12 protein-coding genes are annotated in these 15,688 nt (G+C 70.1%); 2 read left to right on the top strand and 10 right to left on the bottom strand.

Annotation, left to right across the window (positions count from 1 at the left end):
• Nucleotides 1-122: 122 nt before the first annotated feature.
• Both dapC and fdxA read right to left on the bottom strand, forming a co-directional pair.
• Complete coding sequence (gene dapC, locus EXU48_RS10440) at nt 123-1,250, bottom strand: succinyldiaminopimelate transaminase (protein ID WP_133107613.1); 1,128 nt, start codon at nt 1,248-1,250, stop codon at nt 123-125.
• Between the two features lie 3 nt (nt 1,251-1,253).
• Entirely contained in the window at nt 1,254-1,574 is a 321-nt protein-coding gene (fdxA, locus tag EXU48_RS10445; RefSeq protein ID WP_133107614.1) for a ferredoxin, read from the bottom strand.
• 126 nt (nt 1,575-1,700) lie between these two features.
• Here fdxA and EXU48_RS10450 point away from each other — a divergent pair, with 126 nt between their 5' ends.
• Nucleotides 1,701-1,949, top strand: coding sequence for a putative acetyltransferase (locus EXU48_RS10450; protein WP_133107615.1), 249 nt, complete (start codon nt 1,701-1,703; stop codon nt 1,947-1,949).
• A 30-nt stretch (nt 1,950-1,979) separates the two neighbouring features.
• Here the strand turns inward: EXU48_RS10450 and EXU48_RS10455 are convergent, their stop codons facing one another.
• From EXU48_RS10455 to EXU48_RS10475, 5 genes are all read right to left on the bottom strand, one after another.
• On the bottom strand, nt 1,980-3,989 hold the full coding sequence (locus tag EXU48_RS10455; RefSeq protein ID WP_133107616.1) for a VanW family protein: 2,010 nt from the start codon (nt 3,987-3,989) through the stop codon (nt 1,980-1,982).
• A gap of 109 nt (nt 3,990-4,098) precedes the next feature.
• Nucleotides 4,099-4,617, bottom strand: a complete 519-nt coding sequence (locus tag EXU48_RS10460) for a flavin reductase family protein (protein WP_328591639.1) — start codon at nt 4,615-4,617, stop codon at nt 4,099-4,101.
• Nucleotides 4,604-6,187 carry a PIG-L family deacetylase gene (locus EXU48_RS24750; RefSeq protein ID WP_235856960.1) on the bottom strand — a complete coding sequence of 528 codons (1,584 nt, stop codon included), beginning with the start codon at nt 6,185-6,187 and terminating at the stop codon, nt 4,604-4,606. The genes EXU48_RS10460 and EXU48_RS24750 overlap by 14 nt, the downstream gene beginning before the upstream one ends.
• 61 nt (nt 6,188-6,248) lie before the next feature.
• Nucleotides 6,249-8,177 (bottom strand): translational GTPase TypA, encoded by a 1,929-nt coding sequence (typA, locus tag EXU48_RS10470; RefSeq protein WP_133107617.1) that lies wholly within the window; start codon nt 8,175-8,177, stop codon nt 6,249-6,251.
• 249 nt (nt 8,178-8,426) lie between these two features.
• Complete coding sequence (locus tag EXU48_RS10475) at nt 8,427-10,256, bottom strand: ABC transporter ATP-binding protein (protein WP_133107618.1); 1,830 nt, start codon at nt 10,254-10,256, stop codon at nt 8,427-8,429.
• 86 nt (nt 10,257-10,342) lie between these two features.
• Between EXU48_RS10475 and EXU48_RS10480 the strand changes: the two genes are divergently transcribed.
• Entirely contained in the window at nt 10,343-10,969 is a 627-nt protein-coding gene (locus tag EXU48_RS10480) for a PH domain-containing protein (protein WP_133107619.1), read from the top strand.
• A gap of 17 nt (nt 10,970-10,986) precedes the next feature.
• On the opposite strand, the gene EXU48_RS10485 is transcribed toward EXU48_RS10480, so the two are convergent.
• The 3 genes from EXU48_RS10485 to EXU48_RS10495 form a co-directional block, all read right to left on the bottom strand.
• The gene (locus EXU48_RS10485) at nt 10,987-12,066 is read right to left on the bottom strand and encodes an ABC transporter permease (protein WP_235856961.1); all 1,080 of its coding nucleotides are present in this window, start codon (nt 12,064-12,066) and stop codon (nt 10,987-10,989) included.
• Complete coding sequence (locus EXU48_RS10490; RefSeq protein WP_133107620.1) at nt 12,063-13,598, bottom strand: ABC transporter permease; 1,536 nt, start codon at nt 13,596-13,598, stop codon at nt 12,063-12,065. Before EXU48_RS10490 ends, EXU48_RS10485 begins: the two co-directional genes overlap by 4 nt.
• Before the next feature lie 192 nt (nt 13,599-13,790).
• Nucleotides 13,791-15,659: an ABC transporter family substrate-binding protein gene (locus EXU48_RS10495; RefSeq protein ID WP_133107621.1), complete on the bottom strand. Its 1,869-nt coding sequence runs from the start codon at nt 15,657-15,659 to the stop codon at nt 13,791-13,793.
• Between the last annotated feature and the right edge of the window lie 29 nt (nt 15,660-15,688).

Consider the following 15,688-nt stretch of genomic DNA (forward strand, 5'->3'; position numbering starts at 1 on the left):
CATGTCCCTTCCTTGATTCTGGTTGCCGACGGGCAAGCGGTGCCCGGGCGAAAGATCTTCCGTCTCCAACGTACTCGCCGATCCGGGTGTTTCCCAAACGGCTGCCGCTGCCCGGCCGTGGGCTACCGCATGCTGGACAGGCGCTGCGCGGCCGCCCGGATCCGTTCGTCGGGCGCGGTCAACGCGATCCGCACGTGACCGGTGGCGGCCTCGCCGTAGAACGCCCCGGGCCCGGCCAGGATGCCGTGGTCGGCCAGGTCGCCGAGGGTGCTCCAGCAGTCACCACCACCGGCGACGGGCCGGATCCACAGATACAGGCCCGCCTCGGAGTGGTCGACGGCGTAGCCCGCCGTGGTCAGGGCGCTCACCAACAGCTCCCGGCGAGCGCCGTATGTCGCCCGTTGGGCGGCCACGTGGGCGTCGTCGCCGAGGGCGGCCGTCATGGCGGCCTGGACCGGCGCCGGGATCATCATGCCCATGTGCCGGCGCAGCAGCAGGATCGAGGCGATCAGGCTCGGGTCGCCGGCCGCGAACGCGGCGCGGTAGCCGGCCAGGTTGGACTGCTTCGACAGCGAGTAGACGACCAGGAGACCGGTGTGATCGCCCGAGGCGACCGATTCCTGCAGAAGGCACGGGACGCCGTCGTCCGTCCACGGCGCGACCCACGGGAGCTGTGCGTAGCACTCGTCGGACGCGACCACCGCCCCGACCTCCCGGGCTGCGCGGACCACGCCGCGCAGTCGCTCGGCGCCGAGGACCTGCCCGGTCGGGTTGCTGGGTGAGTTCACCCAGACCAGCCGGACGGCGGGGTCACCGGCCCAGGCGGCGACGTCGTCGGCGACCAGCACCTCCGCCCCGGCCAGGCGGGCGCCCACGTCATACGTGGGATAGGCGGCGCTCGGCACCACGACCTTGTCCCCGGGGCCGAGCCCCAGCAGCGACGGCAGCGCGGCCACGAACTCCTTCGAACCGATCGTGGGCAGCACCCCGTCCGGGTCCAGACCGTTCACGCCGCGGCATCGTGCGAACCAGTCCACGACCGCCGCCCGCAGCGCGGGGGTGCCGTGCGCTGTCGGATATCCGGGGGCGTCTGCGGCGGCCCGGAGCGCGTCCTGGACCACCTGCGGGGTCGGGTCGACGGGCGTGCCGATCGACAGGTCCACGACCCCGCCGGGGTGCCGTCGGGCCCGCTCGACGTAGGGGGCGAGCGCGTCCCACGGGTAGGCGTCGCTGAGCTGGACGAAGCCCACGCCTCACTCGCCCTGCGGCGGGAGCGCGGCGATGATCGGGTGGTCCTTCTCGATCAGACCCATCTTGGCTGCGCCACCGGGCGAGCCGATGTCGTCGAAGAAGTCCACGTTGGCGCGGTAGTACTCCGACCACTGGGAGGGCACGTCGTCCTCGAAGTAGATCGCCTCGACAGGGCAGACCGGCTCGCAGGCCCCGCAGTCCACGCATTCGTCCGGGTGGATGTACAACGAGCGTTGGCCCTCGTAGATGCAGTCGACGGGACACTCGTCGATGCAGGCCTTGTCCTTGACGTCCACACAGGGCTGCGCGATCACGTAGGTCATGGATGGTCCCTCCTGAACCTTGCTGGCGGCGTCACGAATCAACCGCCGCCGGGGCTGCTCCGCCTAGTATCTCCCATCAGAGGGTGACGGCGTGATTCGTTCCGCGCCGCGCCCGGAGGGGAGTCCATGGTCGACGAACGCGAGCCCAGCGGCACGCTGCCGCCGTTCTGGCATGGCTGGCAGGTGGGTGAGCGCGTCGTGGTCCGCTACCGGCTCGAGGCAGGCGGGGTCAGCGACGCCCTCGGTGAGCTCGTCCGGGTGGACGAGTCCGGCGTCGAGGTCGCCACCCGGCACGGGCTGGTGGCGGTCGAGGCCGGCGACATCGCGCTGGGCAAGCGGGTGCCACCGGCGCCGCCGCGACGGGTGCGCGGCTGAGGCGGCAGCGGCAGCCGGCCTGGGCTACCGTCAGCCGGCGTCGTCGGCGTCGGCGTCCTCGGCCGACGGCGCAGGTCCGCAGATCACCCGGTTCCAGGCCGAGTAGCGGTGGCTGTAGGTGTCGTCGGTGATCACCTCGCCGTCGCGGGAGACGGTCCTGGTGACGTTGACCGAGAACCCGTTGGAGCCTCCCCGCTCCGGGGTGCAGTTCGCCGAGGTGTTGTAGACGGTCTGGGGCGACGTGAAGTTGTACCGGCTGCCGGTGGTGATGTTCACGTCGAACACGTCGGTGCCCCAGAGGGTGACGACCACCTCGTCATCGGTGACGTAGGCCTGGATGAGCACGCCGTAGCCGGTGTTGTTCTCCCAGACCATGTCGATGCTGGGGTCGTACACGGTGGCCTCGCGGCCCTCGGGGTAACGGGAGAACCATCGTGAGTGGGGCTGGTGGGTGACATCGGTCAGCCCGGCCTCGAAGCCGGCGTTGAATGACGTCGTGGAGACCTGGGACAGGCCACCACCGATCGCCTCGCTCTCGAACCCGTTCACGACCACGCCGGAGACGCTGTAGCCGTTCGCCGAGGTGATCGGCCGGAGCGCGTCGAGCAGGGAGAACTGCTCACCCGGGAGCACCAGGGTGCCGTTGATGTGCGCGGTCCCGGCGAGCAGGTTCTGGGTCCGGGTCGGGTCGTGCGGGTACGGGGTGGCGTAGGTGCCGATGACCTCGGTGACGCCGAGCGCCTCGGCGTCCGCGGTGGAGAACTCCGCCTCCGTCTGGGTCAGCTCGAGGGTGGCGGTCCGGGCCGCCGGGTCCGGGTTCACCGCGGCGGCGCGGACGGTCTCGGCGAGCGCGGCCGGGTCCAGCCCGGTGCCGGTGACGGCCGGGACGATGGTCGGTCCGTTGTCGCCGAGCACGATCTGTGCGTCCTTGGGGGTCTCGCCGATCGAGGGGACCTTCGTCGTGACCAGGTCGCCGAGCGCCATGCCGTCCATGGTGAGCGTGAGGGTGGCCCCGTCCACGGCGATCGTGGCGGCGGACGCCAGTTCGGCCGGGGTGAGTTCGGCCGTCGTGTCGTTGACGGCGACCGTGACCGGGCCGCTCAGCATCGGCTCGACCTGCTCGGTCATCGCCGCCGCGATCACGTCGGAGTCGACCGTCGGGCTGGTCGCCTCCGACGGGAGCTCCAGCGGGCGCGGCGCGGTGAGCCATTCGGCGGCGAGCACCTCGCTCGCGCCCTCGACGTCGAGCCCGACGCCGTCGGCGGGTTCGGTGATGGCGGCGGCACCGTCCACGAACTCGATGACACCTTCTGTGGGCGGCACATCGAGGCTCTGGGCGAGAGCGGCCACGGCAGCGTCGAGGGCGGCCTCGTCGACCGTGGACACGACCGGCTGGTCGCCAAGGCCGAACACGTGACCGAGCACGACCCGCGGGTCGAGGGTGAACCCGGTGATCCGGGCCACGGTGGCCTCCGCGTCCACATCGAGCCCGGCGGTGGTCGGGTCGAGCTCGCCGGAGGCGTCGCCGTACGCCACCGGGACGGGGCTGATGCGAGCCTCCGCGAGGCCCTCGTCGAGGGTGCGGACGGCGTCGTCGACCGCCAGACCCGAGATGTCCACGCCGGCCACCCGGGTGTCGCCAGGCACCCGGTCACCGAGGAACCAGGCCCCCGCCGCATAGGCGCCGGCGAGCACGACGATCACGGCAGCCGTCCAGATCAGCGCCTTCTTGGCCCGCCCCGTGCGCTTGCCCTTCGGCTTGCGTCCCTTGCCACCAGCTGCCACTGCGCTCTCGTCCCCTGCTGGTTCATCCCGTCCACCGGCGGACTCGCCGGCGACCACGTCATCGAGATCGGGGGCCGGCTCGGCCGCTGCGGCTGGCTCGACGGGGACCTCGGGCTCCGCGACCTGCGCGTCGATCACCTGCGTCGCCGCGGCATCCGTGGGCTCAGCGGGCGTGGCGCCCTGCTGTGCCTCTTCGGAGCCGTCGGGACCGTCGGTCCCGGCGGCCGTGTCCGGCGTGTCGTGTTCGTGTCGCAAGCAGATGTCCTTCGTGTCGGCCACCCGACGTGGCCCCCCGGCGCGCCATTCTACCGGCCCCCAATACCACGCCCGTGCACCTCGATGGTCGGATGAGGCAACGAAAGTGTCACGGAATCGTGGTCATCCGTCCATGGAAATGCAGGATCGCACCGCCCGCACCGGGCACCCGCGCCGCAGCCAGGACCCGGCCGACGACGACGTCGTGGGAGGCCGCCGTCCGGATCCACTCCGTCTCACACTCCAGCCAGGCGCTCGCGCCGTCCAGGATCGCCGCCCCGCTGACCTCGCCCCGACGGTGCGCGATCGTGGCGAGCTGACCGAAGGCGGGCCGGCCGGGGGTGGCCAGCCAGTCCGCCGCGGCGAGGGCGTCGCCGCCGAGGATGCTGGCGGCCCAGCGCGCGCCGGGTTCGACGGCCTCCCGCAGCCGGGCGTCCGAGTGCACGCAGAACAGCACGGTGGGCGGGTCGAGGGAGACCGAGACCAGGGACGTCGCGGTCATCGCGAGATCCTGGTTGCCGTGGCGCACCGCCACCACGCTCACCCCGGAGGCGAGCCGGGACATGGTCGCCCGGAACTCCTCCCGGGCCTCCTCGCTCACCTCGGAGCCCGGCTCAGACGTCGTCACGGAACCACCTCCGCGGCGCGAAGGCCCCGAGGAGCACGGCGAACATGACACCGAACAGCCAGGCGATACCGATCGAGTCGTCGGCGACGATCACGTCGCCGCCGGGCCCGAGGTAGGTCATCGCGAGCACGGTGAGCACCACCCCGGCGCCATAGCCGAGGAGTCCACGGGCGTCGGCGAAGGTCCGCGCCAGGACGCCGGCGGCGAGGACGGCCACCAGGCCGATGACGAGGCCCCAGGGCTCGGACCACCGGTGGAACGCGGTGCCGGTGGCACCGAGGATGACCCCGAGCAGGACGGAGAAGACCGTCATCACCGGCGGGTACCACGACGGCGGTGGCTCCGGGTCGGCACCGGACCGGTCGTCGGCATCGGGCCGAGCACCGGCACCGGCACCGACGTCCGCACCGGCGGGTGCGCCGGCCGGTTCGCCGTTCCGGGCCGCCGGGACCCGTGCCAGGAGCCGCTGCAGGTCCGCGCGGGTGCCGTGCCCGGCGGCGACCTGCAGGCCGGCCCGCGCGGGGATCGGCGCCAGGATGTCGTTGCTGAGCGCGAACCACCCGACCGCGTCCACCGCGTCGACCCGGGTGGCGAGCTGCACCTGGGTGCGGTGCGCCGTCATGGCGGCCACGACCTGCCCGGCCACCGTGGTGACGTCGACCTCGAAGTCCACCTCGCCGTCGGGCACCACCTGGCTGGCCAGCTCGCCGTCCGGCTCCGGCACGGACAGCGCGCCCCCGTTCACGCCCGTCCGGGGACGATCGGGGTGGGTCTGCAGCCACGCGGTGGCCCGCCGGGACGCCTGCGCCCCCCGCACCGAGAACGCCACGATCGGTACCCGCCACGGACCGCCACCCCCGCCAACACCCCGATGTTCGCCCCCGATGCCCCCAAGTTCGCCCTCGGCGACGCCCCGAGTGCGCGGTTCCCCCCGGTCACCGTCCGCGTGAGCCGTGGGAAGCGCGCGTTCGGCGGCGCCGGAGCGGGGTGAGGGGGCGGGCGAGATGGCGGTCGAGGGGTCGGTCGGGCCGGCGGCCAGTTCGACGGCGCGCATGGTGACCCGATGGATGTGCACGTGATCGGGATGCCCGTAACCGCCGTCGGGCTCCTCGGTGATCACCAGGTCGGGCCGCTGCGCCCGGATCAGCCCGGCCAACAGCCGGGCGGGGCCCTCGACGCCCGCACGCGAGAACGCGTCCGGCGTGGCGTCGGCGGCTGGCACGGCCCGCACCGTGGAGCCCGGGGCCCAGGCCATGCCGGAGTCGGTGTAGGACGCGGTACCCGGCTCGGCGACGGAGTCGAGGAAGACGTGCCGGCGCACCCCGAGGGCGGCCAGGGCGGCGGACAACTCGGCCTCCCGCACGGCGGCGAGGCCCTGCCCGTCCCCCTCCAGGTGCTTGAGGTCGCCCGGGATCACCTCGCCCCGTTCACCTCGGGTCGCGGTCACCACGGTGACGTCGGCACCGGCTGCGAGTCTGGCCAGGACCGCTCCGGCACCGAGGGTCTCGTCGTCGGGGTGGGCGAACGTCGCCAGCACGCGCACCGCCCCGGCGGGAATCGGATCTGTCACCGGAGCATCCTCGCACCACCGGCCGCGCGCTCGCGCACCCGGCCGCACGGGGCCGGCGGGCTCAGGCCTTCCGGGCGCGGGACGCCGCCTTGCTGCGGTCGTTCTGGTCGAGGATCACCTTGCGGATCCGCACGGCCGTCGGGGTGACCTCGACACACTCGTCGTCGCGGGCGAACTCGAGGGACTCCTCGAGGGTGAGCTTGCGCGGCGGGACCACGTTCTCGAACGACTCCGAGGTGGCGGAGCGGATGTTGTTGAGCTTCTTCTCCTTGGTGATGTTCACGTCCATGTCGTCACCACGTGAGTTCTCGCCGACGATCTGGCCCTCGTACACCTCGGAGGTCGCCTCGATGAAGAACGAGCCGCGCTCCTGCAGGTTCAGCATCGCGAACGGCGTCGCCACCCCGGCACGGTCGGCCACCAGGGAGCCGGTGGTCCGGAACTCGATCGGGCCGGCCCACGGCTCGTACCCCTCGGCGATGGAGGAGGCGATCCCGGTGCCACGGGTGTCGGTCAGGAACCGGGTCCGGAACCCGATCAGGCCACGGGCCGGGACCAGGAACTCCATCCGCACCCAGCCGGTGCCGTGGTTGGACATGTTCTCCATGCGACCCTTGCGGGCCGCGAGCAGCTGGGTGACCGCGCCGAGGTACTCCTCGGGCACGTCGATGGTCATCCGCTCGACCGGCTCGTGCACCTTGCCGTCGACCTCGCGGGTGACCACCTGCGGCTTGCCGACGGTCAGTTCGAAGCCCTCACGGCGCATCTGTTCCACCAGGATGGCCAGCGCCAGCTCGCCGCGGCCCTGCACCTCCCAGGCGTCCGGGCGTTCCGTGGGGAGCACCTTGAGCGAGACGTTGCCGATCAGCTCGCGGTCGAGGCGGTCCTTCACCTGACGTGCGGTGACCTTGGACCCCTTCTCCCGGCCGGCCAGCGGGGAGGTGTTGATCCCGATGGTCATCGAGATCGCCGGGTCGTCCACGGTGATCAGCGGCAGCGGGCGCGGGTCCTCGGCGTCGGTGAGGGTCTCCCCGATGGTGATGTCCTCGATGCCGGCGACCGCGACGATGTCCCCGGGGTTCGCGACGTCCGTCGGCACCCGGTCCAGCGCCTTGGTGCGCAGCAGTTCACTGATCCGCACGTTCTGCAGGCTGCCGTCGCGGCGGGCCCACGCGACCGTCTGGCCCTTGCGCAGCGTCCCGTTGTAGATGCGCAGCAGCGCCAGGCGACCGAGAAACGGCGAGGCGTCGAGGTTCGTCACGTGCGCCTGCAGCGGTGCGTCCTCGGTGTAGGAGGGGGCCGGGATACGCTCGAGGATGGTGCTGAACAGCGGCTCGAGGTCCGGCGAGTCCGGCAGTTCGCCGTCGGCGGGCTGGGTGATGCTGGCGCGGCCCGCCTTCGCGGAGGCGTACACGACCGGGACGTCGAGGATCGCGTCCAGGTCCAGGTCGGGCGCCTCGTCGGAGAGGTCGGAGGCGAGGGAGAGCAGCAGGTCCTGGGCCTCCCCGACCACCTCGGTGATCCGGGCGTCCGGTCGGTCGACCTTGTTCACGACGAGGATCACCGGCAGGTTCGCCGCGAGCGCCTTGCGGAGCACGAACCGGGTCTGCGGCAGCGGGCCCTCGGACGCATCCACGAGCAGCACCACGCCGTCCACCATGGACAGCCCACGCTCCACCTCGCCACCGAAGTCGGCGTGCCCCGGGGTGTCGATGACGTTGATCGTCACGCCCTCGGCGTGGCCCGCGGCGGCAGCGGCCGGGCCGGCGTACTCCACCGCGGTGTTCTTCGCGAGGATCGTGATCCCCTTCTCGCGCTCGAGGTCACCGGAGTCCATGGCGCGCTCGTCCACGTGGTCGTGCGCTCCGAACGCACCGGACTGCCACAGCATCGCGTCCACCAGGGTCGTCTTGCCGTGGTCGACGTGCGCGACGATCGCGACGTTGCGCAGATCGGTGCGCTGCAGCAGGCCAGTCGTGGGCACACTCATCCGCAGTACTCAATTCCGAGAGGGGGAAGGGGGAACGCGCCAATCCATCACGGGGCGCCGACATCATCCTACCGGCGTCCGCCAGTCGCACCTAGTGGCGAGTGCCGTCGTGGCGGTGAGGTGGCCCACACCGCCGACGCAGCCCACACCCCCGGGACACGGCAGGACCCGGCGGTGCACCCCGCCGGGCCCTGCAGTGTTGCCGTGTTGCCGTGTTGCCGTGTTGCCGTGTTGCGAGGTTGCGAGCGCCTAGACCCCGGTGCCGGAGCTGCGCTGGGTGTCCATCCCGGCCAGGGGGTCGCCGCCCGCGTGCTCGGCTCCGTACTCGTCCTCCGCGGCGAGTTCCGCCACCGCCGCGCTGAGCAGCGCGTCGCGGGTCTCCCGGCGCACCCTCTGCTCCTCGGGGTTCGGCACCGGAACCGCCGCGATCAGCCGCTGCGTGTACGGGTCCTGGGGATTGTTCACGATCTGCCCGGTCGGGCCGATCTCGACGAGCTTGCCGTGGTGCATCACGGCGATCCGGCTGGACAGCATCTCCACCACGGCGAGGTCGTGGCTGATGAACAGGCACGCGAACCCGTGCTCGCGCTGCAGCTCACTGAACAGTTCCAGCACATGGGCCTGCACCGACACGTCGAGCGCGGACGTCGGCTCGTCGGCGACCAGCAACGCGGGCTCGAGGCTGAGCGCCCGGGCGATGCCGACACGCTGACGCTGACCACCGGAGAGCTCATGCGGGTAGCGGTTCCGCATGGACCGCGGCAGCTCGACCTGGTCCAGCAGGATGTCGATCCGCTTCGTCAGCTCGGCGCCCTTGATGCCGGTGTGCAGCATCAGCGGCTCACCGATGGACTCCCCGATCGGCAGCCGCGGGTTCAGCGAGGAGCCCGGGTCCTGGAACACGATGCCGATCGACTTGCGCAGCTCGCGCAACTCCTTGGGTCCGATACCGACCATGTCGGCGCCGTTGATGGTCAGCGAGCCGCCGGTCACCGGGAGCAGCCCCACCACGGCCCGGCCGATGGTCGTCTTGCCGGAGCCGGACTCCCCCACCAGACCGACGACCTCGCCACGGTTGATGCTCAGGTCGACGCCGTCGACCGCCTTGAACGCGGGCGTGCGGCCACGCTTGGGGTACTCGATCTCCATGCCGACGGCGTCCATCACCCGCTCGCCGAACGGCGCCTCCGCCTTCGTGTGCTTCGAGGACGGCGACCCCGTCGGTGCGGGCTCGGTCACCTCGGCCCGGCTGTGGGCACCGAGGTGCGGCACCGCGCCGAGGAGTTCCTTCGTGTACTCGTGTTCGGGGTGGTTGAAGATCTTGTCGGCAGTGCCGTGCTCGACGACCCGGCCCCGGCGCATGACGATGATCTTGTCCGCCATGTCCGCGACCACGCCCATGTCGTGGGTGATCAGGACGATCCCGGAGTCGATCCGGGAGCGCAGGTCCCGCATCAGCTTGAGGATCTCGGCCTGCACGGTCACGTCCAGGGCCGTCGTCGGCTCGTCCGCGATGAGCAGCTTCGGGTCGCACGAGAGGGACTGGGCGATCATGGCGCGCTGGCGCTGGCCACCGGAGAGCTGGTGCGGGTAGGAGTGGAAGCGCACCTCCGGGTTCGGCATCTCCACGAGCCGGAGGAGCTCGAGCGCTCGTTCCTTCGCCGCCGCGGGGCCCATGTCGAAGTGGGTCCGGAGCGTCTCGACGATCTGGAACCCGACCGTGTACACGGGGTTCAGGGCCGTCATCGGCTCCTGGAAGATGACCGAGATCTCCTTGCCCCGGATCTTGCGCATCGCCGGGCCGGTCAGGCCGATCAGCTCGTTGCCACCGATCTGCGCGCTGCCGCTGGCGCGCCCGTTCGGGGGCAGCAGGCCGAGCAGCGACATCGACGACTGGCTCTTGCCGGAGCCGGACTCACCGACGATGGCGAGCACCTCACCCGGGTGCACGTCGTAGCTGATGTCGATCGCGGCCGGGAACCACTCGCCCTCGACGTAGAAGTCGACGTTGAGTCCGTTCACGGACAGGATGGGCACACCGGTGGGGCTGGGGGTCTCTTCGGTGGTCTGCGTGGTCACGCCCGCACACCTTCCTTCCTTCGGCGTCCGTGGGTCTCACGACGCTGGCGAGCAGGCCGGGAACCTGCGAGTGGGAGCATGGGGAGATGATCGGTCCGACCCTGACGTTCCGCACGCTGTTCGCGCGCGCACTGACCATCATGGTCGCGGTGGTGGCGGTGTGCGCCCTGGTGTTCTTCGTGCTCGACGGCGGATGGCGCGAGCTGGCCCGCTCCGGCCCGGTCACGCTGTTCGTGGTCGCGGGCGTCTGGGCCCTGTTCTGGAACCCGCTGGTGGAGGTGTCCGACGGCGGCATCACGATCGTGAACGTGCTCCGGACCACGCAGATCCCGTGGCCGACGCTGGCCGCGGTGGACACCCAGTGGGCCCTGCGCGTCCACACCGATGACGGCCGCCGCCACTCGTCCTGGGCGGTGCCGGCCAGCAGCGGCATGGGCGCCCGGACCCGCCGACCATCGCGTTCCGGCGTGCAGAAACAGCCCGGCGATGCGGACCGCGGCAGCGCCGCCGAGGGCCGCACCACGATCTCCGGAGCGAGCGCGGACGCCGTCGCTCTGGCCATCGGGACGCGCCTGGAGGCGCTCACGGAGGCCGGTCATCTCGGGCGAGGCACCATCGGTGCCGTGCACCCGGTCGTGACCTGGAACCGTGAGGTGCTGGTCGTGCTCGGCATCCTGGCCCCCCTGAGTGTCCTTGGCCTCACGCTGGGCTGAGCAGGTCCGGCCCGCCGTCATGACGCGTGGGCCTGGGACACCTCGGCCTGGCCGCGGCGCGCGGCGCGGGCCATCTTCCGGGCCGACGGGATCCGGCGCTGCCGCGGGTCGAACGCGTCCCGCAGTCCGTCACCGATGAAGTTCACGCAGAGCGCGATGACGATGATGAACAGGCCGGGCCACCAGAACAGCCACGGTCTGGTGCTGAACGAGGACTGGTACTGGTTGATCAGTTGTCCCAGGGAGACGTTCGGCGGCGTGATGCCGAAGCCGAGGTAGCTCAGGGCCGTCTCGAGCAGGATCGCCGAACTCATCAGCAGCGTGGTCGCCACGATGATGACACCGATGGCGTTCGGCAGGATGTGCTTGAAGATGATCCGTGAGTTGCTCGCCCCGGCCACCCGTGCGGCATCGACGAACTCCCGCTCGCGCAGGGACAGGAAGTCCCCGCGGACGAGCCGGGCCAGACCGGTCCAGGTCACCGCGCCGAGCGCGATGGCCAGCGGCAGCGGGTCCGCGCCGCCGAAGAGCTTCCCCAGCACGGCGCCGATCACGATGGTCGGGACGGTGATGACCAGGTCGGTCATCCGCATCAGCCCGGTGTCGGCCCAGCCGCGGAAGAAGCCGGAGAGTGCGCCGACGATCACGCCGACGGCAGTGGAGACCAGACCCACCACGATCATCACGAGCAGGGAGGTCTGCACGCCGCGCATGACCCGGGCGAAGATGTCGTGCCCGATCTCGTCCTGGCCGAACGGGTGCGGGCCGATCGCGAAGCCCTCCGGGCTCCAGGGCATGGTCAGTGTCGGGGCGCCGCCCGGGTTGACGATGGTGTTGGTCTCGTTCGGACCGTAGGCCCACCACCCGGAGATGTACCAGGAGTCGGTGAACACCGGGAACCCGATCGAGGTGAGCGCGAGGAGCAGGACGAAGGCCATCACGATGATGCTGATCATCGCGCCCTTGTGCCGGAAGAACCGGGCCCGGACGATCTGACCCTGGGACTTGCCCTCGACCTCCTTCATCTCGATGGCGTTCTCGGCCGATTCGACGCGCCCGTCGTCCGGGGTCGGGTCGGTCATGTGGTTGGCACTCATGCGTTCACCCGGATTCTTGGGTCGAGGACGGCGTAGACCAGGTCCGCGACAATGTTGGCCACGATCGCCAGGAACGCGACGATCAGCAGGTAGGCCATCACCGGCTCGATGTCGTTGCCGGCCAGCGATTGCAGGAAGAGCTGTCCCATCCCGGGTCTGCCGAAGATGCGCTCGGTGATGATCGCGCCCCCGATGAGGGTGATCACGTCGATCGGCACGATCGTCGCGAGCGGGATCAGGGTGTTCCGGAAGCCGTGCCGCACCACGACGGTGCGCTCGGACAGGCCCTTCGCCCGAGCCGTGCGGATGTAGTCCTGGTTCATCACCTCGAGCATGCTGCCGCGCGAGTACCGGGTGTACGAGGCGAACGAGATCAGCATCAGGGCCAGCGTCGGCAGGATCAGGTGGGCGTAGGAGTCGAGCACGCCGACCCACCAGTTGCCGCCGAGGTTCGGGGTCCGGTCACCGATCGTCGCGATCGGGCGCCCGTTCACGGCGTTCGAGTTGTAGAACGGTCCCCAGACGCTCATCACCTGGTCGATGAAGATCAGTCCGGCCACCAGGAAGGCCACGATGCCGCCGGTGCGCGCCGACTGCTTCCAGTCCGGTCCGCGGTACAGGACCCCGATCCCGATCCCCACCAGGGCCGCGAGCAGGCCGAGGCCGGCCGCGATCGCCCAGTTCATGTACGGCGTGAGGTAGTAGAACAGGTAGAACCGGATCGGGTACCACAGCGCCACGCCGAGGGCCGCGCAGGTCAGCGCGGTGTAGAGCGCGCGCCGGTTCTTCAGGCCGGTGGACAGCGAGGTCACCGCGAACGCGATCACCACGGAGGTCACCGCCAGGATGACCGGTCCGATGTTGGGCTCGGACCACCAGCCGGACAGCTGCAGATACGCGAGGGCACCGATGGTGGCCGCCGCGCCGATCGCGGCGTTGATCAGTCGGCGCCGCAGCTCCCCACCGATGGCGAGCTGCCAGAGGAACCCCGCGAGGAGGCCGACGCCGATCACCACGCCCCAGGCGATCCACGGGTCGGCCAGGAAGTCGTTGAACCCGATCGCGCCCCACTGCTTGAGCAGGACCGCGACCCAGAAGGAGGGCAGCGAGAAGAGCAGGAACGAGACGAACGTGATCAGGTAGTCGAAGCCGCTGTACTGACGCAGGGCGGAGACGATGCCGACCGCGACGCCGAGCAGGATGGACAGCACGGTCGCGGCACTGACCAGTTGGATGGTCGAGATGATCGCGCCCTGGAGCAGTTCGCTCACGGGGCGGTTGGTCACCCATGAGTTGCCGAGGTCGCCGGTGAGCACGCCACCGATCCAGTCGAGGTAGCGCTGGACGACCGGCTGGTCCAGTTGGAGCAGCTCGATCCGTTGCGCGATCAGGAATTCCTTGTTCGGATCCGTGGACGTCCGCAGGTCCTCGAGGGGGTCGAGCGTCAGGTCGACCAGCAGATACAGCAGGAAGGACGAGACGAGGAGGATGCCGAGTCCGATCAGAACTCGGCGAATGATGAATCTCAACATCGTGGGGAGATACCTCGCAACCGGCTCGGGCACATGGCCGTGGAGTCTACGCCGACACCACCGCGATGCAGCCCGAACCTCTAGGGGTGGGGAACCAGCTGATCTGCAGTCACGCGAGGGGCGCCGGGACGGGTTGTCCCGGCGCCCCTCACGTGCTTCGTCAGCTAGAGGCTAGCGCTGAACCGAACCGGCTCAGCTCGAGGCCTCTTCAGTGGCGGTCGTGCTCCACTCCCAGAAGTTCCAGAAGATGGTCGGCGAGATGGAGATCGGGTCGATGCCCTCGACCTCCGTGTTGTACGCCGTGACACCCGGGAACTGGAAGATCGTGACACCGAACGCGTCGTTGACGAGGTGAGTCTCGACCTCGGCCAGGATCTCGCCCTGGCGCGTGGTGTCGGTCTCGATCTGCAGCTCGTCGAAGAGTGCGTCCACCTCGGCGTTGGAGTAGCCACCGAAGTTGTTCAGGCCACCGGTGCGGTAGTTCGCGTCGGACTCCGACACGGCCGTGGAGGTGGACTGCCAGCCGAACAGCGACGCGTCGTAGCCACTGGAGTCCTCGAGGAGGGTGCCCCAGTTGTCGTCACCGCCGTCGATCACGTTGAACAGGCCGTTCTGGCCCGCCGACTCGGCGATCAGCTGGTACTCCTGCTGACGACGCACGTTGCTCGCGCCGTAGAGGAACCGGACGTCGATCGGGGTCGTGACCCCGGCCTCCTCGATCAGCGCGGTCGCTGCCTCGAGGTCGGTCTCGGCCGGGAACTGCTCGCCCATGCCGTTGACCGCGGTCACCACGTCGTAGTTCGGGGAGCCCGGGATCGAGGTGTAGGAGTTGCGGACCTCGGCCTCGGGGTTCAGCGACAGGATCAGGCGGTCGATGATGGTCTGGCGCGGGATCAGCTTGAGGAACGCCTGCCGAACCGCCAGGGCCGTCGCCTCGTCGCCGCCGTAGGTGGCCGGGTCGAACGGGCCGCCGTTGTCGAACATGACGTCGACGTGCTCGTAGGTGCCCTCGTCCTGGGTGACGATGTTGTAGCCGTCGCCGAGCGCCTCGAGCGAGGCCAGCACATCCGCGGTGGACTGCGGGGAGATCACGTCGACCTCACCGTTCTCGAGCGCCTGGACCTGAGCCATCGGGTCCTCGTTGTAGCGGATCGTGACCCGCTCGACCGTCGGCGCGTGGTCACCGGTGTAGTCCGGGTTCGCGACCAGGGTCACGTACTGCCCGTTGACGTACTCCTCGAGCAGGTACGCACCGGAGGACAGGTACAGGGACTCGTCGTCCGGAAGCGCGTCACCGAACTGGAAGCCGGTGTTCCAGAACTGCGAGATCGGGCTGAGCGCCTCGGCGTCGCGGTCGTTCACGGCCGCGATCAGGGCGTCCTTGGCCTCCTGCGCGTCGTCGATGTCGAGCGCGTGCCCGGCCACGACGTGCGCGGGGACGCCAACACCGAAGTTGACCTCCCAGTCAGCGAACGGCTTGGAGTAGACGAGCGTGATGCTCTGGCCGTCCTCGGAGATCTCCGGGGTCTCCTCGACGAGGGCCAGGCCGGCGCTGGTGTTGTTGAAGAAGACGCCGGCGTCGACCTCGTCCTGGTTGGTGACGTTGCCCTCCTCGTCCTCCTCGGCCTCCACCGTGTTCATGTGGCCACTGGTCGCGGCCCAGGTGAGGAGCATGTCCGCGGCGTCCACGGGGGTCCCGTCGGACCAGGTCACGTCATCGTTGATCGTGTAGGTGATCGTGAGCGGGTCGTCGCTGACCTTCTCGTACGTGCCGAAGGACTCGTCCGTGACGAGGTTGAGGTCCTTGTCGTAGTAGTTGAAGCTCGAGTTCATCAGGTACAGGACGATGGCGTTGGCCGTCGCGTTACCGGTCGCCGTGCTCGAGTTGTACTCGTAGAACGGCTGGTTCCAACCGATGTTGATGGAAGTGCCCTCGTCGATGCCGGCGTTGCCACCGTCACCGCCGTCAGTGCCCTCGTCCCCGGGCGGGGTGCAAGCACTGAGCACGAGCGCACCTGCTGCGACGGTCGCAGCCAGGGCGGAAATGCGCCGGATCTTCAATGTTCCTCCTATGGATGGCATGGAGCCCC

This window comes from Occultella glacieicola (assembly GCF_004353825.1).
In the GTDB taxonomy this organism is placed as follows: domain Bacteria; phylum Actinomycetota; class Actinomycetes; order Actinomycetales; family Beutenbergiaceae; genus Occultella; species Occultella glacieicola.